Genomic DNA, 19,865 nt, shown 5'->3' with positions numbered 1-19,865 from the left:
CGCCCGCTCCCGCGCTTGTATCCTTGGCGGGTGGCTCATCTGATCGGCGGAGAAAACCTGCACCTCGAGTACCCCACCAAGACCGTGTTCGACGCGGTCACCGTGGGGGTGAACGAGGGTGACCGGATCGGCATCGTCGGGCGCAACGGGGACGGCAAGTCCACCCTGATGCGCCTGCTCGCGGGGCGGATCCAGCCGGACTCCGGGCGGGTGACCGTCCGTTCGGGCACCACCGTCGGAATGCTGGACCAGGCGGACACCCTGGACCCGGAGCAGACGGTGGGACACGCCGTCGTCGGCGACGTCCCCGACTACGTGTGGGCCGCGGACGCCAAGGTGCGGGACGTGGTCGAGGGCCTCGTCTCGGACGTGGACTGGGACACCCCCGTGGGCCGGCTCTCCGGCGGGCAGCGGCGCCGCGTGGCGCTCGCGAGCCTGCTGACCGGGGACTGGGACGTGATCTTCCTGGACGAGCCCACCAACCACCTGGACGTGGACGGCATCACGTGGCTCGCCAGGCACCTGAACTCGCGCTGGTCGAGGACCTCGGGCGCGCTGGCCGTGGTGACCCACGACCGCTGGTTCCTGGACGCGGTGTGCACGGACACGTGGGAGGTCCACGACCGCACGGTGGAGCCCTTCGAGGGCGGGTACGCGGCGTACGTGCTGCAGCGCGTGGAGCGCGACCGCCAGGCCGCGGTGGTGGAGCAGAAGCGGCAGAACCTGATGCGCAAGGAGCTCGCGTGGCTGCGCCGCGGCGCCCCGGCGCGCACGTCCAAGCCGAAGTTCCGCATCGAGGCGGCGAACACCCTAATCGAGGACGTCCCCCCACCCCGGGACACCGTGTCCCTGTCCCGCATGGCCGTCTCCCGGCTCGGCAAGGACGTGGTGGACATCGAGGACGTCTCCGTCTCCTTCCCCGCCGACGACGGCTCCGGTGAGACCCGGGTGCTGCGGGACGTCACCTGGCTGATCGCCCCCGGCGAGCGCACCGGCATCCTGGGCGTCAACGGGGCGGGCAAGTCCACGCTGCTGGGCCTCGTCACGGGCGAGGTGGAGCCCACCTCCGGGCGGGTCAAGCGCGGGAAGACGGTGAAGATCGCCACGCTCACGCAGCAGCTGGACGAGCTCGCGGACGTCGCGCAGGACCGCGTCTCGGACGTGGTCGCGCAGAAGAAGACCTCCTACCTCACCGGCGGCAAGGAGATGACGCCCACGCAGCTGCTGGAGCGCCTCGGGTTCACCTCCGCGCAGCTGAAGACCCCGGTCAAGGACCTCTCCGGCGGGCAGAAGCGGCGCCTGCAGCTGCTGCTGATCCTGCTGGACGAGCCCAACGTGCTGATCCTGGACGAGCCGTCCAACGACCTCGACACGGACATGCTCGCTGCCATGGAGGACCTCCTGGACACCTGGCCGGGCACGCTGCTGGTGGTCTCCCACGACCGCTACCTGCTCGAGCGCGTCACGGACCAGCAGTACGCGGTGATCGACGGCCGCTTCCGCCACCTGCCCGGCGGGGTGGAGGAGTACCTCAAGCTCTCGGCGTCCTCGGCTTCGGGGTCTGCGGCCGGGTCGAAGGGTGCGTCCAACCCGCTGGCGGGCGACGCTGCATCCACGGGCTCCGCAGCCCCGGGTGCCGGTTCCTCCGGCGACGACGCCGCGCCGTCGCGTCCCGCGCTCGGCGGCGCCGAGGCGCGCGCGGCCCAGAAGGAGCTCGGCGCCGTGGAACGCAGGCTGCAGAAGCTCCAGAAGGAGGCCGAGTCGCTGGACGCCACCATGGCGGAGGCGGACCCCTCCGACTTCGAGGGTCTCGGGAAGCTCGCGGCCCGGAAGTCCGAGCTGCAGGATCAGGTCGACGAGCTCGAGATGCGCTGGCTCGAACTGGGCGAGGCACTGGAGTAGCGGAGCCCCTGCCCGGCGGGTGGGCGCGGCGCCCGCCCAGTCGCGCCGCTCGGACACCACCGACCACGCCGGAAACGGATCACGGTCTTCGGTCCGCGCCACGGGACCGGTGGCGAGTTGCGAGAAGGGGATCGGGCGGCCCACGTGGCTCCCGCGGGCGGTGACGCGCGAGCGAGTGGCGCAGCGGCAGAAGCCCACCGAGCGAACCCACCGTGCCGACTTCCCCGACCTCGATGCGCCGGGCCAGCAGCCGCTTCAGCCGTCCGGGGCGCAGGGGCCGCACGTTCTCCGAGCGCAGGGCTGTCACGCGGGGGTCCGTCAGGGACGGGCCGTCCTCCACGTTGAGCAGGGCGCGGGCCGTGTGCCGCCAGCGCCCCGAATCGCAGCCGCCCACCACGGCGACGACGTCGAAAAGGTCCATGGGTGCCTTCTGGCTGTCGGAACCGACCGGGTCGAGTCCGGTCGGTGCTTGATAGTTATTCCCACAATTCCTGCCAGGGGCGACACCAGAAATCGCGGCCCCTGCCCGGCGAGTTCCGAGCGGGGCCGCGCAGGGCTGAAGGGAGACTCACTCGCTCCAGCCGTTGCCCTTGATGATCTCCACGAAGTCGTCCCGCTCGAAGCCGGGCTCGAAGTGTGCGAGGACGTCCGCGTTCATGGTGCCGAACGTGGAGCCCGGGCGGTGCGCCATGCCGTGGTGGAACGCGGAGAGGATGCGGTTCTTGAAGTCCGGGCGCGGGTGCAGCTCCACCACGGCTCGGCGGGCATCCTCGCTCACCTCGTCGAAGTGCATGCCCAGCACGTCCGTCTCCACGCCCGCGCTCACGAGGGCGACCTCCGGGGCCATGAACTCCGGGATCCCGGGAGTCGTGTGCAGGGCGATGCCGAGCCACGCGCTGTGCGCCCTGTCCCGGGACGCCCCGCGCTCCATGAGAAACTCGAAGACGTCGTTCGCGCCGTCCACCTCGAAGCGCAGCATCGACTCCTGGTGGTCCTGGGTGAGACCGCGGTCGTGGAACATGGCACCCGCGTAGAGCAGTTCATGGTCGACGCTGAGCTCCTGCGCCTGACCCACCAGCGCACCGAAGAAGAAGACCCGGCGGGAGTGGTGGTAGAGCAGGTCGTCCTCGGTGTCACGGATGTACTCGGTGATCTCGCGGGTCAGTGCGGTGTCCGGCACCGCGATTCCTGCGACGGTATCTGTCATGGTGGTGTTCCTTCGTTCGATGGTACTGCTCTGTTCCGCGGACCAGGACGGGTCATGCCGCCCGCGCTGACGCAGGGGCGGCTGGCCGTGCTCGCCGGGATCTGCGCCCTGTTCAACGGCGTGGGCCGTGCCCACGCCGGGGACTCAGTCCCCCCGCCCCAGGTCCACGACCTCGAACTCCAGCAGGGAGGCCCCGGTGGCCACGGGCCTGCTGTCCCCGCCCGCGTGGGCCGCCTTCGCGTTGCCGTCACGCCACGCCTCGAAGTCCTCCTGGGTGGCCCACGTGGTCACCACGAAGTAGCGCTTCTCCCCCGCCACCGGACGCAGCAGCTGGAAACCCTCGAAGCCGGGTTCGCCGTCCACGGCGTGCCTGCGGGCGGCGAAGCGCGCCTCGAGCTCGTGGCCGGAGCCCTCGGGAACCTCGATGGCGTTGATCTTCACGACGGACATGTGTGCCTCCTCATGGTGGTGCCGACCCGTCCACTGTAGGCACAGCGACCACGCGCTGTCGTGGCGTGCGGCAGGCAGCCCGGCCGGGCGACGTCGTCACAGCCCCAGCGCGTCGCAGACCTCCCGGGCGGCGCGCTGGCCGGAGCGGATGGCGCCGTCGATGTAGCCGTTCCACACGGTCGCCGTCTCCGCCCCCGCCCAGGAGATCGCCCCCGAGCGCCGCGCCAGATCCTTGCCCACGGTGGTCCACAGCCCCGTGGCGAACCGGCCGCCGTAGCAGCCGCGGGTGAAGGACTCCTCGGACCAGTTGCGCTGCAGCACCTCGGTGGGCCACCCCGCCCGCTCACCGAAGAACTGTGCGAGGTCCGCGAGCACCAGGCGGGCGCGGTCGACCTCACCCAGCTCGTTGAACGCGCGCGCGTGGCGACCCTCCACGAACGCCACCAGGATGCCGCGCTCCGAGTCCGGCACGCAGTTGTCGTAGACCAGGGACACGTGGTGGTCCAGGCTCAGCACGGTCCCGCTCAGCCCCTCGGCGCGCCAGAACGGCTCCTCGTACTCCACCTGGAACTTCAGGACGTTGCCCGCCGTCATGTGCGATAGCGCGATGTCACGGTTGGCGGGCAGCGCCGGCTCGTAGTGCAGCCTCGACGCCATGACCGGGGGCAGCGCGACCACCACGGCGCTGGCCTCGTGGTCTCCGGCCGACGTGTGGACCCGCACGGGGCGGGCCGGCTCACCCGCCTCCTCGGCGTGGTGCGCCCCCTCCGCCGACGACGCCGCGTTCCAGCCGGTCACGCCCAGCACCTCGGTGCCGAGGACCACCCGATCCCCCAGCGTGCGCGCCAGGCCCTCCGAGAGCTGGTGCGTGCCGCCGAGGATCCGGGACTCCTGCGCACCGCCGATGGTGGTCATCATGCGGTGCAGACCCCCGCCGGAGCCCAGGTAGAAGAGCATGTGCAGGGCCGAGTACTCGTCCGACTCCGCCGCGAAGATCGAGGCGAGCATAGTGTCCGTGAAATCGCGGGCGCCGTCGTCCGCGCAGTGCTCCCGCAGCCACTGGGCCGCCGTGATCCGGTCCAGGGCTGCGGCGTCCGGGCTGAGCCAGGGCCGTTCGAGGTCCAGGCCCGCGGCCGTGGTGTCTATTAGGCGCAGCACCTCCAGGAAGGCCGCCGCGGACTCCTCACCCAGTCCGAAGGTGTCGTCCGAGCCCTCGCGGCGCTCGTCGTCCGCGAAGAGCAGCGAGGCGCCGTCGTCGTGCACGGTGAAGGTCTGCAGCCCGAGGCGCGCGGCGAGCGCCAGGACCTCGTCCTGGGTGGGGCCCACCCACTGGCCGCCGAGCTCGATCGGCGTCCCGGAGGCGAAGCGCCCGCCCTCGGTGCGCCCGCCCACGCGGTCCCGGGCCTCGAGGACGAGCACGTCCAGGCCGCGCTGCACGAGCAGCTCGGCGGCGGTGAGCCCCGAGATGCCGGCGCCGACTACGACCACGTCGTGGCTGCCGAGCACCGGTGACTCCTGTGCGACGGTGTTCTTCTGCATGTGATCCTCCTGCGTGACTGGCATTCAGTGTGGGCCGTGAACCGGTGCGAGTGTCGCGTTGAGGGTGCCGCGCGCCAACCCGAGACGTGCCTCCACCGGCGCCGCGACCCGGGCGGAATAGTGCTGCGGGTCCCCGTAACCCACAAGCGTATGGGCGCTGAGTCCGTCGAGCAGCGCGATGATCTCCCAGGCGCACTCCTGGGGGTCCACGTCCGCGAACACCCCAGCCCCGGTGCCCCGGGAGAGCATGTTCGCCACGAGGCCCTGCCATCTGTCCATCATCGCCCGCACTGCGCGAGCCGCAGCGGCATCCCGCCGCCCCAGGCTCCAGCCGTCCAGCCACACTCCGGCGAAATCCTCCCGGCCTGGGCGACTCATGAGACCGATCACCCGGCTGAGGTTGCTCACCGGGTCCGCATCGCCGTTCAGCGTGCCCACCACCTCGTCAAACTCCCCCATCAGCAGGGCTTCGCAGGTCCGCGCCCGCAGGGACTCGATGTCCGGTTCGTAGTGCACCACGAGAGCGTGGGTCACCCCCAGTTCCGCGGCAATACTGCGGTGGGTCAGCTGCTGCAGTCCGGAGCTCAGGGCTTGGGCCTGTGCCACGGCACGGATCTCCTCGAGGCGCTCCTCACGGTTCAGTCGGCGGCGCGAGCCCGGGCCGCCGCTCCCGTTCCCATCGTCTTGTCCGGTCATCTTGCCCAATCCCTTGACACCCTTCTCGGCCCGCCCATACTGTCAACGAACGTGGTATTGACCACATGGTCAATATGGTGGACCGACACCGCGAAGTCAAGAGGCGGGTGGCTCGGGGTTCTCCAACATCAGCGCACCCCACCCCCACTATTCCGGGCCAACGCCCACGAGCAAGGAGTCGTGTCCATGGCACCGTCTTCCCCCTCCACCCCCGCGAGGCCGGATGTTTCCGTGTCTCGAACCTCACTGCACAAGTCCATGGGTGTTCCCACTCTCGTGTACTTCGGCCTGTCCTACATGGTGCCCATGACGGTGTTCACCACCTATGGGATCATCAACGAAATCACCGGCGGATTCCTGTCCACGGCGTACCTGCTCACCCTGTTCGCGATGCTCTTCACCGCTTGCAGCTATGCATTCATGGGTCGTGCAGTGCAGTCTGCAGGTTCGGCCTATGCCTACACCCGCGTGGGCCTGGGCAGCGCCGTCGGCTTCGTCACCGGGTGGACGGTGATGATCGACTACATCCTGCTGCCCATGCTCAACTACCTGCTGATCGGGCTCTACCTCGCCGAGCGTTTCCCTGCGGTGCCGGCATGGGCATTCTCTCTTGCAGCCCTGGCCCTGGTCACCGTCCTCAACATCGTGGGCGTTGCTGCGGTCAAGAGCGCGAACGTGGTCCTGGTGCTGTTGCAAGTGGTCTTCTTCATCATCTTCTTCGTCTACGCAGCCAGGGCCTTCGACCCTTCCGTCCACCCGCTGGACCCTTTCATCCGCTCAGACCTCGACATCAGCGGCATTGCCGCGGGCGCGGCCGTCCTGTGCTTGTCGTTCCTCGGCTTCGACGCGGTCTCCACCATGAGCGAGGGGGCCAAGGACGCCAAGCACTCGATCCCACGCGCCGTCATCCTCACGACCGTGATCGGCGGTCTCTTCTTCGTGGCCGTCGCGTGGTTCGCCCATATGGCAGCCCCGGAGGTTGAGACGGGTGCGGCCGCCGACGTCGCCGCTGTCACGCTTCTCTCCCAGATCGGAGGCAACCTCCTGACCGCGTTCTTCCTGGCCGCGTACGTGACGGGGCGCTGGGATCCGCTCTGGCCTCCCAGGCCTCCGTCTCACGAATCCTCTACGCCATGGGCCGCGACCATCTGCTGCCCCACAAGTTCTTCGGAACCCTCTCCCCCCGTTTCAGGACCCCTGCGGGCGCAATCCTGCTCGTGGCGGTGATCTCCGTGAGCGCGGTCTTCGCGGACGTGGACTTCGTGGCGTCCATTGTCAGTTTTGGCGCCCTCACCGCTTTCAGCATGGTGAATCTCAGCGTCATCTCGACCTACCTGGTGCGGGCCGAGAGGCGCACAGTCAGTACCTACCTGTTGTACGGCGCGGTGCCCACCGTGGGGTTTGCACTGACCGCCTGGTTGTGGACGAGTCTTGCCCCGCACACCGTGCTCCTCGGACTCGGCTGGGTCGCGCTCGGAATCATCCGGTTGCTGTGGCACACCCGGATGTTCACCAGACCGGTACCTCGCATGCACCTCACCGAATGACGGGGCCCGGTTCCTGGAGCGGTGCCTGCTCGGCGATGAGCTCGAACTCGCTGCGTCCCTCGGAGACGTCCACGTTGGCGAGCCGCACGGTGATGGCGCCGCCCAGCGGCAGGCCGGGGACGGCCAGGGAGACCTCCACCGCGGGGTCCCGGATCACGATGGTGCCACGCGAGCCGTCCGGCTTCACGTCTACGACCGTGGCTGTGAAGGCCTCCCCCGCGTGGGGTGCGAGGGTCATGGCCTCGACCATGTTCACGATGCCCCGCTCGTAGGCAGAGGCCGTGCGGCTGGACGCGGCCATCTCCGCCGGAAGCTGCGGCAGGGCGGCGAGCACCCAGTCGGGAACGGGACGCCCCGCGCTGATCGCCAGGCAGATTTCGCTGCCGTAGCGGTCCACGAGACGGCGCAGGGGCGCGGTCACGTGGGCGTACGGCGTCGCCAGTGCGGAGTGGGCGCGCTGCTCGGGGAGCGCACCGTTGAAGGCCTCGTAGCCGGCGCCCCGGAACAGCAGGGTGCACGAGTACAGCATTGCGGCGTGCGCCCCAATCTCGGGGTCGAGTCCGTGCACGAAGTCCGGATAGCTCATGTCCCCGGGCCACGGGATGCTCAGGGCCTCGGCCGTGGTTCGCAGCTTGCGGACGGAGGACTCCGCGGCGGGTGGCAGCGTGCGCAGCAGGCCCACGCGGGCGTCGAGCATCAGACGTGCGGCGGCGATCCCCGTGAGCAGGGAGATCTGGGCGTTCCAGCCCTCCACCGGCAGGGCGCTGCGGTGCACCACGTGCCACTGTTCCTGCTCCACCACCACCTCCTGCTCCGGGATGCGCAGGCTCACGCCGCCGCGCTCACGCTCGATCCGCTCCCGCAGCTGCCCCACGGTGCGCAGCAGCTGTCACGCCCGCGGGGCGGTCCCCGCGTCCAGCTGCTCCTGCACCTCGCGGTAGGTCAGCTGGACACGGCTGCGCACCAGCGAACGCGTGACGGAGGTGCTCTGCAGCTCGCCGCGGGCATCCAGCCCCAGGCACCACAGCACGGCGGGACGGTCCTGCCCGGGCAGCAGGCTCGCCGTGTCCTCCGAGAGCTCCGGTGGGTGCAGCGGTGTGCGCTGGTGCGGCGCATAGAGGGTCTGGCCGCGGCGGTGCGCCTCGAGGTCCACGGGGTCCCCCGCCGTCACGAACGCCGCGACGTCCGCGATGGCGTACCAGACCGTGAAACCGCCCTCCGTCTGCTCGATGAACACCGCCTGGTCGAGGTCCCGAGATCCCTCGGGGTCGATGGTCACCAGGGCGAGGTTGGTGTGGTCGGCCCGCTCCTCCTTCCGGACCGGGGAGCCCGGAGCACCCGGTGGGAATGCGGCTGCGGCCCGGATGGTGGCGGCGTGGACCTCCGGCCGGAAGTCGTCAGGGATGCCCAGCTCACGACGCAGGGCGTCCAGCGCGGCGACGAGCGGTGGCGGAACGGGACGGGCCTGCTGCGGACGGATGGCCATGCTGACTCCTCACCGGCGGCGGAACCGCGCCCCACCGGGCACCGGGGTCAGGCCCCGGGACCCGACACCGTGGTGACGCGGCCGTGCTGTCCCGATTGTGCCCCCGCCCGCGCCGGGCCACCAGTCACCCGGCGGATTCGACCCGCGCGCCCGGTGCCGGGGCGACCACGGCGAGCGCACGACGTCCTTCCCGCCCGAACGCGCCGACGAACGCCTGCGCGTCCTCGGCCGTGGCGGCCAGGAAGCACACCGTGGGCCCTGATCCGGAGACCCACCCCACCACAGCCCCCAGTTCCACCCCGTGCTCCAGCAGGGTCGCCAGTTCGGGGAGGAGGTGGACTGCCGGGGCCTGGAGGTCGTTGCGGACGAGAGCCGCCCACCGGGGCGCACTGCCGCGGGCCAGCGCGTCGAGGACCTCGGCGGGGACGGGGTCCGGGGCGGTGCTGGCGGGTTGCTGCTCCACGATGCGGGGGATCATGACGGTGCGGTCTCCCGAGGTCAGTCCCGGCACGCCGTTCGCCGCGTCCCACTGCCGGTAGACCGCCGGCGTCGAGAGCCCCTGGTCCTGGGGGACGAAGACGAGGTGCAACCGGGCGTGCGCCGCAACGGGCTCAAGTTCGGTGCCCGTGCCGCGGCCGATCGCCGCACCCCCGAGGAGCATGAAGGGCACGTCCGCGCCGAGCGCCGCCCCGAGCCGGTGCAGCTCCTCAGCCGTCAGCGGCCGGGTTCCCAGGTGGGAGGCCAGCAGCTGGTTGACCGCGACCAAAGCGGCGGCCGCGTCCGCGGACCCGCCGCCCATTCCTCCCGCGACCGGCACCGCCTTGCGCAGGTGCAGACGCAGACCCGGCACGGGAATCCCGAGCTCGGCGCACACCGCGAGCGCGGCCCGCACCGCGAGGTTGCTCTCGTCCAGCGGAATGTCGGCCAGGCGGGCGGTGCCCGCCTCCACCATGGACTCGTACGCGCTGCCGGGGGCCGGTTCCACCGTGACGACGACGCCGCTGCCGCGCCGTGCCAGCGCCGGGTCCAGGCTCACGGACACCGTCTCCCGCAGGTCCACCGCCACGAACAGTGTCTCCAGCGGGTGGTAGCCGTCCGCGGTGGGGCTGCCCACGTGGAGGACGAGGTTCGTCTTGGCAGGTGCGCTCGCCGTGACGGTGGGGTGGGTCTCGGCGGCGGTTGCGGCGGCCCCGGTCATGCCCCTTCCTCTGGGTGCTCGTCGGACGTGAACGACGGGGTGGGGGCGTCCAGCGGCGCGGTGGAGGCGAGCGGTGCAGCGGTGCCTTCCGGCGCATCTTCGGGGACGGCGGCGTCGGCCTCGGCGATGCGCGCGAAGTCCGCGACGTCCAGCTTCTCTCCGCGCTCGGTGGGCTCCACCCCCGCTGCGCGCAGCACCCGCTCGGCCCGCGCACCGGAGCCCGCCCAGCCGCTCAGGGCCGCGCGAAGGGTCTTGCGGCGCTGGGCGAACGCGGCGTCGACCACGGCGAACGTGGGTACGCGCAGGCTCTCGTCGGCGGGAGGCTCCCGGCGGTCGAGGCGCACGAGCCCGGACGCGATCTTGGGCGCGGGCCAGAACACGTTCTTGCCGATCACCCCGGCCTTGCGCACGTCCGCGTACCAGGAGGCCTTCACGGACGGCACGCCGTACACGCGGGACCCGGGACCGGCGGCCAGACGGTCCGCGACCTCGTCCTGGACCATCACCAGCCCGTGGCGCACCGTGGGGAACGTCTCCAGGATGTGCAGCAGCACGGGCACGGCCACGTTGTAGGGCAGGTTCGCGACGAGCGCCGTGGGTTCCGGGCCGTCCCCCAGGTCCCGGACGCGGGCGGCATCGGCCTCCACCACCGTCAGACGGTCCGCGGCCTCCGGGAAGAACCGGGCCACGGTCGCGGGCAGCTGCCGGGCCAGGGGCGGGTCGATCTCCACTGCGGTCACGGACGACGCCGCCGCCAGCAGCCCCAGCGTCAGCGACCCCAGCCCGGGCCCCACCTCCAGGACGTGCTCCTCAGGTCCCAGGTGGGCGGCCGCCACGATGCGCCGGATGGTGTTCGGGTCGATCACGAAGTTCTGACCCAGGGTCTTGGTGGGGCGGATGCCCGCCTGCTCGGCGAGTTCCCTGATCTCCGCGGGCCCCAGGAGCGGTCCGTCTGTGCTGTGCTCGGTCACCGGACAATCCTACGGGCAGGGCGGGCGGGGGCGGATCGCGCACTCGGTGAATCTGAGGTGTAGACCTGACCGGATCCGGGCACGAAAAATGGTCAGGTCTACTCCTCAGGTTCCTAAAGGTGCATGCGTGCCCGGCAAGCCTGCTGCGTGCGGGCTCCCCATCCGGTTCCCGCCCGTTCGGGGGAGAGCGGGCGGCGCCTAGCGTGCGGGCATGCGCACTTCGCCCGGCCCTCTCCCGTCCCTTCCCCGACTGCTCACCACCGCCGAATCCGGTGGTCGCTCCGATGTGCTGCGGCGCACCCGAGGAGTCCACCACCTGGCCCTCGGCCTGTGGTGCGTCTGCGAGGAGCCGCCAACACACCTGCAGCAGGCCGTTCTCCTCCGGGAACACCTCTCCCGGGGGCGTCCCCCGCTGCGACTGACCGGTGTCACCGCTCTGCAGCTTCTGGACCTCCCCGTCCCACGCGGGCGCTCGTGGGTTACCGCGCTGCTGCGCGACAGGCCGGCACCACACGGGCCGGAACTGGTCCGTCATCTGGATTCGTTCATCCACCTCGCGTGGGACACGGCCCGGTTCCACTCGCGGCTGCCCCAGCTGCGGATCAGCAGGTCCCACGGGCTACCCACGGTGCTCGGCTCCTGGCTCGCCCACCTCGTGGATCCGGTCGAGGCGCTCGTCGTGGCCGCACCAATGTTGGATCCCTGGGCCATCACGGCAACCTTGGACGCCCTGCTCAGCCGCGGTCCCCTCCCCAGGGCCGTGGTCGCCACGCCGACGTCGACCGCTCCCCCGCCTTCTCGGGCGCCGGTCCACGGGGTGACACGGTCGAGCTCCGGGAACCTCTCGACAGGCGGTCCGTCGAATCCGGCGTCGGAGCGCGGGGAGAGTGCCCCACTGAGCCGACCGCGTCGCTCGGAACCGGTCGTTCCCGTGACGTACACGCCCGAGATCGTCCGCGCCCTGCTGGAGCCGCTGCCGCTCACCTCCCACGGGGTGCGTGCCGTGAGCAGGGCGCTCGGGCGGACCGCGCCCCGCACGTGGTCGCCCATGGAGACGCTGGTGCGCCTGATCGTCGTCGCGGCAGGGTTTCCCGCGCCGGTGATGAACGTCACCGTCCGCACCCCGTACGGCACGCGCCACCTGGACCTGGGGTGGGAGGAGGAGATGGTGGCCGTGGAGTTCAACGGACAGGTCCACTCCACCGACCACGCCGCGTACAAGGACGAGATGCACCGGCTGGAAGTGCTTCGCGACCTGGGCTGGGCGGTGCGGGTGCTCGTGTACGACGACCTCGTCGATCCTCGCCGCCGGGGCGAGTGGCTGACGTGGCTGTCCCGGAGACTCGGCCCACCCCGTCCTCGACGCACCCGCCGCAGCTCGTCACCCCGCGCCCGCACTCGGCCTTCCGCGCGCGATGAATCTGAGGCGTAGACCTGACCGGATCGGGGCATCGAAAATGGGTAGCTCTACACCTCAGATGTCACGGGTTGCCGCAGCCCCGCCGCCCCGCCCCTCAGAACTGCCCGTAGACCCGCTCCGAGTTGTCCCAGATCCGCCGGCACAGCGTCTCCAGGTCCGTCTCCAGCTGCGCGGCCATGCCCCGCACCGTGTAGTTGACCATGTAGGGGGCGTTCGGGCGGCCGCGGAACGGGTGGGGTGTGAGGAAGGGGGCGTCCGTCTCGCACAGCACCAGCGCCGGGTCCGCCACGCGCAGGGCCGCCTGCAGGGGTTTCGCGTTCTTGAACGTCACGGTCCCGGCGAAGGACATGTACCACCCGTTCTGATTGCACACCTCCGCGAGTTCGGGGTTCCCGGAGAAGCAGTGGAACACCGTGCGCTCCGGCGCCCCGGCATCGCGCAGGACGCGCAGCACGTCCGCGTGGGCGTCCCGGTCGTGGATCTGCATGGCCAGCCCGTGGCGCTTGGCGATCTCGATGTGCGCGCGGAAGGACTCCTCCTGCGCGGGGATGCCCTGCTCGGGTGTCTGGGCGCGATCCATGCCGGTCTCGCCGACCACCCGCACCCGGTCCTCGGCGGCCAGTGCGTCGATCTCCCGCAGCGCCTCCTCCAGGGTTCCCGCGAGCGCGAGCTCAGGTGCCTCGTTCGGGTGCAGCGCCACCCCGGCCAGCACCCCGGGCACGGCCTGGGCGGCGGCCACGGCGAAGCGGGAGGACTCGACGTCGCACCCCGCCTGCACCACCCCTGTCACGGAGGCGTCCCGCGCGGTGGCCACGGCGTCCGCCACGGAGACGCGCACGAGCCCGTCCTGCATGTCCAGGTGGGTGTGGTTGTCCACCACCGGGTGCGGCAGCGGCTCGGGCAGCGCCGGGAACACGAGGTTGCGGCGCTGGCCCTGCGGGTCCGTGTGCGCGCGCCGCTCGGTGCCCTCCCCGCTCGCGACGTCGTCCCCGGCGTCCAGCGCGTAGCGCTCCGGGCGGTAGGCCCATGGGGTCTCGCCGGCCACCGCCTCGCGGGGGGCGTCGGTTCGGAACACGGTCTCGGTCAGGGGCGTCTCGATCACCCTCCCACGATAGGCGACCACGCCGACGACGCCGCCCGCGCCCGCCGCGCCGCACTCCCCTCCGCGCGCCGTCACCGCGCCACCACGGAGCGCTGTCACCGCACGCCACATGCCCGGGCAATGCCGCCGAGTCCATGAATTCCTGAGAACATGGTGGAAACACCATCCCCCTGGTACCCCCATGCTCGTGAGACGAGGAAATATGGAGCAGTTCGCCGCCCACACGAAGGCCGTCCTGGACCGCATGAACGCGGTCATCGACGGCAAGTCCGCAGAGACCCGCACGGCCCTCACGGTCCTGCTGGCCGGAGGCCACCTGCTGGTGGAGGACGTCCCGGGTGTGGGCAAGACCATGCTGGCGCGGACGCTGGCGGGGGCGATCGGCGGCACGGTGAGCCGCATCCAGTTCACCCCGGACCTGCTGCCCACGGACATCACGGGCGTCTCGGTGTACGACCAGGTGCGCCGGGAGTTCGAGTTCAAGCCGGGCCCGGTTTTCGCGAACATCGTGATCGGTGACGAGATCAACCGTGCCTCCGCGAAGACGCAGTCCGCGCTGCTGGAGTCGATGGCGGAGGGCCAGGTCACCGCGGACGGCACCACGTACCGTCTGGCCACGCCGTTCATGGTGGTCGCCACGCAGAACCCCGTGGAGATGGACGGCACGTTCCCGCTTCCGGAGGCGCAGCGCGACCGCTTCACCGCCCGGATCTCCATGGGCTACCCGGACGCGGATGCAGAGGTCGCCATGCTCACCGACCACGGCTCCGGCTCCCCGCTGGAGGGCCTCGAGCCGGTGCTGGACATCGACCAGGCCCGCGCGCTCGTCCAGCACGTGGCCTCCCTGCATGTCTCCACCGCCGTGCGCCGCTACATGGTGGCGCTGTGCCAGGCCACCCGCTCGCACCCGCACCTGCGTCTCGGCGCGAGCCCCCGTGCGGCACTCCAGCTGCAGGCCGCGGCCCGCGCCCAGGCCGCGCTCGCGGGGCGCTCCCACGTGCTGCCGGACGACGTCAAGGACGTCGCCGTGGCCGTGCTCTCCCACCGCCTGATCCTCGAGCGCCGCTCCGGCGCGGACAGCGCCCAGGACATCGTCCGCACCATCCTCGACGACGTCCGCGTTCCCACCGAAGACGCGCCTCGCACCCGATGAGGGCCGCCGCTTCGAAGGCGCGGGTGGACTCCCGCGCCAAGTTCACGGTGCGCGGCTGGTGCTTCCTGGCGGCCGCTGTGCTGTGCCTGGCCCTGGCCACGTGGCTCGGGCGCAAGGACGTGCTCGCGCTGTCCCTGTTCCTGGGCATGGTCCCGCTGCTGTCCTCGCTCGCCATGTGGCTCGTGAAGCCACGGGTGCTGCTCAAGCGCTCCGTGGAGCCGCCCCTGGTCACCCTGGGGGACGCGGCGCAGGTCTCCCTGCGGGTGCGACGCCGCTCGGCCTTCCCCTCGCGTTCCCGCTCCTCGGCCGACGACGCCGCCGTCCCCGGCGCCGCCTCGGACGACACCGCGTCGAACGGCACCTCGTCGAACGGCACCTTGGGCGCCCGAGCTGACGGGCCCCTGTCCGCTGGTGCTCGCGCGGATGGCACTCGTGCTGACGGCTCCCTCTCCGATGGCACCTCGGCAGCTGGCACCGCACCGGGCAGCACGTCCGCGACCGGAGATCCCGCCAACGGTGCGGACGCCGCGGGGGGCACCCGTGCGGCGTCGTGGCGGCGCGCCGCATCCGCGGACCGCGCGGCGGTGGACGTCCACGAGAAGGTGGACCCGCTGCTGGGCCGGGACCAGGACTTCTCGGTCCCGGTCTCCGGGGTGCCGGTGGCGTACACGGTGCGGCCGCGGCGTCGCGGGATCCACGAGCTCGGACCCGCCACGGTGCGCGTGAGCGACCCGTTCGGCGTGGTCTCCGAGCTGCTGGACGTGGCCGAGCGGACGTCGCTGCACGTGGCGCCGGACCCGGAGGAGCTCACGGAGCACGGCGCAGCGCTGGCGCACGAGTCCGGCAGCGACCCGTCCCGCCGCGCCCAGCCGCAGCCGGGCCCGGACAACGTGACCACGCGCGAGTACCGCCACGGGGACCCCATGCGCCGGGTGCACTGGGCGGCCTCCGCGAAGCACGGGCAGCTCATGGTCCGCCAGGAGGACCCGCGCAGCACCCGCCGGACCGTGCTGGTCCTGGACACCGTGGAGCAGCACTGGCCCGGCGAGCGCGTGTGGGCCGGCGTGCTGGAGTCCACCGAGGAGTTCGAGTGGGCGGTGGGTGCCGCCGCCTCCGTCCTGGAGCACCTCACCCGCCGCGAGACCGTGGTGTACGCGCTCGACGACCAGGGGCGCGCCCTGCCCCGGGGCGAGTCCGAGACCGCCGAGCTGCGGGACACCGCCGTCACGGACGACACCGCCACCGAGGTGGTCCACGGGCTCTCGCGGGTGACGCTCGTGAAGCGCCCCGAGCCCGGGCTCGCCGAGGACCGGCTGGCCGCGCGGCTGGACCGCGAGGGACTCTCCCACCCCGTGCTGCTGTTCACGGGAAAGCTCTCCCCCGAGGGCGCGCAGCGCTACGTGCGTGCCACGGCGGGCAGCGCGTCGTGCTCCGTGGTGATGGTGGTGGACCCGCCCATTGCGCGCCCGCCAAGCGCGGACGTCTTCGAGGCCGCGGGCTGGTCCGTCGTGCTCGTGACGCGCTGGACGGACGTGGACGCCGCGTGGCTCGCCGTGGTGGGCGGCGGCTCCCTGATGGCACCGCCTCCCCCTGCGCCGGGTGAGCGGCACCTGAGCATGGACGAGATGATGGCGCGCACCCGAGGCAGGACCACCGCATGACACCCCCCGACTCCTCCCCCCGCTCGACGCCCCGTTCGACACCCCGTTCGTCTCCCTGGGGCGACGACGCCGCCGCGGCCGGCTCCCCCTCGGCGTCACCCGCCGCTGGGGGCGCCTCCTCACCCGCAGCGACGTCGGGCCCGCTGTCCCGTCCGCCCCGGCCCCGCGTCATGGAGCTGTGCCTGCTGCTGCTCGGGGCCGTCGCCCTGGGCTGCGTGGGGATGGGAGGCGCGCTCGACGGCGGCTGGTGGATCGCCCCCGTCGCGGCGACCGTGGTCACGGTGCTCGTCGTGACCGGTGCCGCGCGCTGGCTGCGCCTGCCCTCCGCCGTGGTGACGGTGCTGGGCCTGGCCGCTCTGCTGCTCGCGCTGACCGTGGTGCACCTGCACTCCTCGGCGCTGCTCGGCTTCATCCCCGTTCCCGGCACGCTGAGCGCCGCGTCCGAGCTGTGGGGCTCCTCCGGTGACTTCGTGGCCGGCACGGCCGCGCCGTACCCGTTCCACTCCGGCCTCTCGTTCGTGCTGTGCGCCCTGGTGGGACTCGTCACCGTGTTCATGGAGACCGTGCTTGTGGGTCTGCGCATGGCGGGGCTCGCGTGCCTGGGCATCGTCGCCCTGCTGGTGGTCCCGGCGCTGACCCTGCCCGGCAGCGTCACGCCCCTGGGGCTCGCCGCCGCGGTGCTCGCCGCGCTCGCGCTGCTGGCCGGGTCCCGCAGCCTGGGTGCAACACGCGCCCGCCGGATCGCCCCCACGCCCGGCGGCCTGCCCCGTGCGCTGCTGGTGGTCGCCGGTGTGCTGGCCGTGGTGCTCTTCGTGCCCTCGGTGATGCCCGGCTTCTTCAACGGTGCCTTCCCCCAGGGCAGCTCCCTCACCTCCGAGCGGGCCGCCGGCGTGGGCCCCCTGCGGGCCGTGGGCCAGGACCTGCGCTCGCAGGAGCACACGACGCGCTTCAGCTACACCGCCTCGGATGACCGCGCGCAGTACATGCGCCTGCTCACCCTCTCGGACTTCTCCTCGGACGAGTGGTTCCCCACGACGGACGGGCTGGACGAGGACCTCTCCGGGCTCTCGGACGCGTCCCGCAACCCGGTGCCCCGCGGCACCGAGGTCACCACCAAGGTCACCTTCGACCAGTACGACGAGCACTGGCTGCCCGCTCCCTACGCCCCCGTGGGCGTCGCCGGACTGGGCGACGAGGGCTGGGGCTGGAACCCGCAGGACCTCTCCGTCCACAGCGAGTCCACGGGCATGTCCGGGGCGAGCTACACCGTGACGTCGACGACGCCGCAGGCCACGCCCGCGACGCTGCGCCGCGCGTCGTCGGCCTCGTCCGACGACGCCCTGGCGGACTACCTGAAGCTGCCCCGGGACCGCCCGCAGGCCCTCGCCGACGCGGCGCGCGACTTTGCGCGGGGCGCGGGCACCGACTACGACCGCGCGCTGGCCCTCCAGAACCATCTGCGCCGCGACTTCCACTACGACCTCAACGCGCCCCTGGCCCAGGGCTACGACGCCGGCGGGATGGGCTCGCTCGAGAAGTTCATGCAGACGCGCACGGGCTACTCGGGCCACTTCGCCCCCGCCATGGCGCTCATGGCCCGGGAACTGGGCATCCCCGCCCGCGTGGCCGTGGGCTACCTCCCCACCGCCGCCACGGTGGACGCGAACGGCGGCAGCTCCTACACGGTGGGGACCGGGGACGCGCACGCCTGGCCGGAGCTGTACTTCGAGAACGTGGGATGGGTGCGCTTCGAGCCAACCCCCGGCGTGCCCAGCACCCCGGACTACGCACCGGACTCCGGGCAGGACGACTCCGCCGGATCCTCCCCCTCACCGGGCGAGTCCGCCGGAGCCGAACCCTCGGACGCGCAGCCCTCCGACGGTCATTCCCAGGGCTCACAGTCCGCGGACGAGCCGTCGCAGCAGCCCAGCACCCCGGGCGCCGACCAGCAGTCCCCGGACGCCCAGCCGTCCCAGGAGAGTGCGCCCGAGGAGCAGCGGCCCGCTGCGCTGACCATTCCGTGGTGGGTGCTGGCCGGAGGGGCCCTGGTCCTCGTGCTGCTCGTCCTCGCCGCGCTGCCCCGCTGGCTGCGGCGACGTCGTCGGCGTGCGCGGATCGCCGCGCTGCAGGACAAGAGCCTCCCTCCCCAGCGCCGCGCCAACGCCGCCTGGGACGAGTTCCGGGCGCTCGCCGCGGACCACGGCGTCACCGCCCGGCCCTCGGACACGCCCCGGGTGGCCGCGCGACGGCTCTCCGCCGGGATCCCGGCGGCGGCACCGGCCGTGGAAAAGCTGGTCGAGGACGTGGAGACGGCGGGCTACGGTGCTCCGGGCGCGGACTGGACGCCGCAGACCACGCCGGAGGACTTGGCCCGGATCCGGGACGAGTTCCGCCACCGTGCCACACGAGGCAAACGCCTGCGGGCCGCGTGGTGGCCCGCCTCGCTGCGCGGGGGCGCCCGCCGCTGAGTCCACCAGGCGCCCGAGCCCGCTGAGCCCCTCGACCCCACCGAGTTCACCACGCACGCGGGGCTCACCAGGCCACCGAGGCCACCACGCGCTCCGGGCTCACCTGGCCCGCCGAGCCCGGTGCGACGACGCCGCCCGCTCCCCCGCAGAACGCCAGGGAGCGGGCGGCGTCGTGCTCAGCCCTGCTCCGCGCGGGCGGCGATCACCGCGTCGTAGAGCCTGCGGGTGCTGACCCCGTGCTCGGTGGCCACCTGCCGTGCGGCGGCCTTGAGCTTGATGTCCGAGGTGGCCACGAGCTCCTCGACCGCCGCGGTCAGCTGCTCCGGCTCGGGCGCCTGTGCGGGGGCCGCCCCGTGGAGGACCACCACGATCTCCCCGCGGACCTGGTTGCCCTCGGCCCACGCGACGAGACCGTCAAGGTCGTCGCGCAGCACCTCCTCGTGCAGCTTGGTCAGCTCCCGGCACACCGCGGCGCGGCGCTCCCCACCCATGGCGTCCCGCAGCGCGGCGAGCATCTCGGCCAGGCGGTGCGGGGACTCGTAGAACACCATGGTCCGGGGCTCGGCGGCCAGGGCCGCGAGCTGCGCGGCCCGCTCACCCTTCTTGCGGGCCAGGAAGCCCTCGAACGTGAAGCGGTCCGTGGGCAGTCCGGACACGGCGAGCGCCGCGAGGACGGCCGATGGCCCCGGCAGCACGGTCACGGGCAGCCCGGCCTCTGCCGCCGCACGGACGAGGGGGAAGCCGGGGTCGGAGACGGTGGGCATCCCGGCGTCGGAGAGCACGGCCACCGTCTTCCCCGCGCGCACCTCGTCCAGCAGCTCGGCGCTGCGCGCGGACTCGTTGTGCTCGTGGTGGGTGACCACGCGCCCTGCCACACCCACGCCCAGACCGGAGGCCAGGCGGTGCAGCGTGCGCGTGTCCTCCACGGCGAGCACGTCCGCGCTCTGCAGGATCTCCCGCAGCCGAGGGGAGGCGTCGGAGAGGTTGCCGATGGGGGTGCCCACGATGACCAGCGCACCGTGGGCGGAGTCCTGGGCTGGGGCAGATGCTTGCGAAGTCACAGGA

Annotated in this window: 18 protein-coding genes; 7 read left to right on the top strand and 11 right to left on the bottom strand. The window is 72.2% G+C overall.

Going from position 1 to position 19,865, the window contains the following annotated elements; translation table 11 throughout:
* The first annotated feature begins 30 nt into the window (after nt 1–30).
* Nucleotides 31–1,902 (top strand): ABC-F family ATP-binding cassette domain-containing protein, encoded by a 1,872-nt coding sequence (locus D8M39_RS07960; protein ID WP_055084323.1) that lies wholly within the window; start codon nt 31–33, stop codon nt 1,900–1,902.
* 79 nt (nt 1,903–1,981) lie between these two features.
* Here the strand turns inward: D8M39_RS07960 and D8M39_RS12775 are convergent, their stop codons facing one another.
* The 5 genes from D8M39_RS12775 to D8M39_RS07935 all read right to left on the bottom strand — a co-directional run bounded on the left by D8M39_RS12775 (nt 1,982) and on the right by D8M39_RS07935 (nt 5,704).
* Entirely contained in the window at nt 1,982–2,323 is a 342-nt protein-coding gene (locus D8M39_RS12775; protein WP_055084317.1) for a hypothetical protein, read from the bottom strand.
* 147 nt (nt 2,324–2,470) lie between these two features.
* Nucleotides 2,471–3,109: an HD domain-containing protein gene (locus D8M39_RS07950; protein WP_055084315.1), complete on the bottom strand. Its 639-nt coding sequence runs from the start codon at nt 3,107–3,109 to the stop codon at nt 2,471–2,473.
* A gap of 144 nt (nt 3,110–3,253) precedes the next feature.
* Complete coding sequence (locus D8M39_RS07945; RefSeq protein WP_055084313.1) at nt 3,254–3,559, bottom strand: antibiotic biosynthesis monooxygenase; 306 nt, start codon at nt 3,557–3,559, stop codon at nt 3,254–3,256.
* Nucleotides 3,560–3,655: 96 nt separating this feature from the next.
* Nucleotides 3,656–5,098, bottom strand: coding sequence for an FAD-dependent oxidoreductase (locus D8M39_RS07940; protein WP_238694018.1), 1,443 nt, complete (start codon nt 5,096–5,098; stop codon nt 3,656–3,658).
* A gap of 24 nt (nt 5,099–5,122) precedes the next feature.
* Nucleotides 5,123–5,704, bottom strand: a complete 582-nt coding sequence (locus tag D8M39_RS07935) for a TetR family transcriptional regulator C-terminal domain-containing protein (RefSeq protein ID WP_055084309.1) — start codon at nt 5,702–5,704, stop codon at nt 5,123–5,125.
* Between the two features lie 321 nt (nt 5,705–6,025).
* Between D8M39_RS07935 and D8M39_RS07930 the strand changes: the two genes are divergently transcribed.
* Both D8M39_RS07930 and D8M39_RS13110 read left to right on the top strand, forming a co-directional pair.
* Nucleotides 6,026–7,021, top strand: coding sequence for an APC family permease (locus D8M39_RS07930; protein WP_256385979.1), 996 nt, complete (start codon nt 6,026–6,028; stop codon nt 7,019–7,021).
* The gene (locus D8M39_RS13110) at nt 6,928–7,341 is read left to right on the top strand and encodes a hypothetical protein (protein WP_256385978.1); all 414 of its coding nucleotides are present in this window, start codon (nt 6,928–6,930) and stop codon (nt 7,339–7,341) included. Before D8M39_RS07930 ends, D8M39_RS13110 begins: the two co-directional genes overlap by 94 nt.
* On the opposite strand, the gene D8M39_RS13010 is transcribed toward D8M39_RS13110, so the two are convergent.
* The 4 genes from D8M39_RS13010 to rsmA all read right to left on the bottom strand — a co-directional run bounded on the left by D8M39_RS13010 (nt 7,331) and on the right by rsmA (nt 10,996).
* Nucleotides 7,331–8,215: a hypothetical protein gene (locus tag D8M39_RS13010; RefSeq protein ID WP_238694017.1), complete on the bottom strand. Its 885-nt coding sequence runs from the start codon at nt 8,213–8,215 to the stop codon at nt 7,331–7,333. The two genes, D8M39_RS13110 and D8M39_RS13010, sit on opposite strands and share 11 nt — an antisense overlap.
* A 15-nt stretch (nt 8,216–8,230) precedes the next feature.
* Nucleotides 8,231–8,827, bottom strand: a complete 597-nt coding sequence (locus D8M39_RS13005; RefSeq protein WP_238694016.1) for an RNB domain-containing ribonuclease — start codon at nt 8,825–8,827, stop codon at nt 8,231–8,233.
* 124 nt (nt 8,828–8,951) lie between these two features.
* On the bottom strand, nt 8,952–10,025 hold the full coding sequence (locus tag D8M39_RS07920; RefSeq protein WP_094393586.1) for a 4-(cytidine 5'-diphospho)-2-C-methyl-D-erythritol kinase: 1,074 nt from the start codon (nt 10,023–10,025) through the stop codon (nt 8,952–8,954).
* Complete coding sequence (gene rsmA, locus D8M39_RS07915) at nt 10,022–10,996, bottom strand: 16S rRNA (adenine(1518)-N(6)/adenine(1519)-N(6))-dimethyltransferase RsmA (protein WP_238694015.1); 975 nt, start codon at nt 10,994–10,996, stop codon at nt 10,022–10,024. Before rsmA ends, D8M39_RS07920 begins: the two co-directional genes overlap by 4 nt.
* 931 nt (nt 10,997–11,927) lie before the next feature.
* On the opposite strand from rsmA, the gene D8M39_RS07910 reads away from it, so the two are divergent.
* On the top strand, nt 11,928–12,428 hold the full coding sequence (locus D8M39_RS07910; RefSeq protein ID WP_055082069.1) for a hypothetical protein: 501 nt from the start codon (nt 11,928–11,930) through the stop codon (nt 12,426–12,428).
* An 82-nt stretch (nt 12,429–12,510) separates the two neighbouring features.
* Here the strand turns inward: D8M39_RS07910 and D8M39_RS07905 are convergent, their stop codons facing one another.
* Nucleotides 12,511–13,515, bottom strand: coding sequence for a TatD family hydrolase (locus tag D8M39_RS07905; RefSeq protein ID WP_371413769.1), 1,005 nt, complete (start codon nt 13,513–13,515; stop codon nt 12,511–12,513).
* A gap of 205 nt (nt 13,516–13,720) precedes the next feature.
* On the opposite strand from D8M39_RS07905, the gene D8M39_RS07900 reads away from it, so the two are divergent.
* Genes D8M39_RS07900 through D8M39_RS07885 form a run of 3 tightly spaced genes read left to right on the top strand, consistent with a single transcriptional unit; the run spans nt 13,721 to nt 18,800 of the window.
* On the top strand, nt 13,721–14,671 hold the full coding sequence (locus D8M39_RS07900; protein ID WP_055082071.1) for a MoxR family ATPase: 951 nt from the start codon (nt 13,721–13,723) through the stop codon (nt 14,669–14,671).
* Nucleotides 14,668–16,332, top strand: a complete 1,665-nt coding sequence (locus D8M39_RS07890) for a DUF58 domain-containing protein (RefSeq protein WP_232300165.1) — start codon at nt 14,668–14,670, stop codon at nt 16,330–16,332. Before D8M39_RS07900 ends, D8M39_RS07890 begins: the two co-directional genes overlap by 4 nt.
* On the top strand, nt 16,329–18,800 hold the full coding sequence (locus tag D8M39_RS07885) for a DUF3488 and transglutaminase-like domain-containing protein (RefSeq protein ID WP_238694014.1): 2,472 nt from the start codon (nt 16,329–16,331) through the stop codon (nt 18,798–18,800). The genes D8M39_RS07890 and D8M39_RS07885 overlap by 4 nt, the downstream gene beginning before the upstream one ends.
* A 176-nt stretch (nt 18,801–18,976) precedes the next feature.
* Here the strand turns inward: D8M39_RS07885 and rsmI are convergent, their stop codons facing one another.
* Nucleotides 18,977–19,861, bottom strand: a complete 885-nt coding sequence (gene rsmI, locus D8M39_RS07880; RefSeq protein WP_238694013.1) for a 16S rRNA (cytidine(1402)-2'-O)-methyltransferase — start codon at nt 19,859–19,861, stop codon at nt 18,977–18,979.
* Nucleotides 19,862–19,865: the final 4 nt, after the last annotated feature.

It is taken from the genome of Kocuria sp. HSID17590 (assembly GCF_003989485.1).
GTDB lineage: Bacteria > Actinomycetota > Actinomycetes > Actinomycetales > Micrococcaceae > Kocuria > Kocuria salsicia.
Note: the sequence above shows the minus strand (reverse complement) of the source record. Positions and strands in the feature narration are given on the sequence as shown.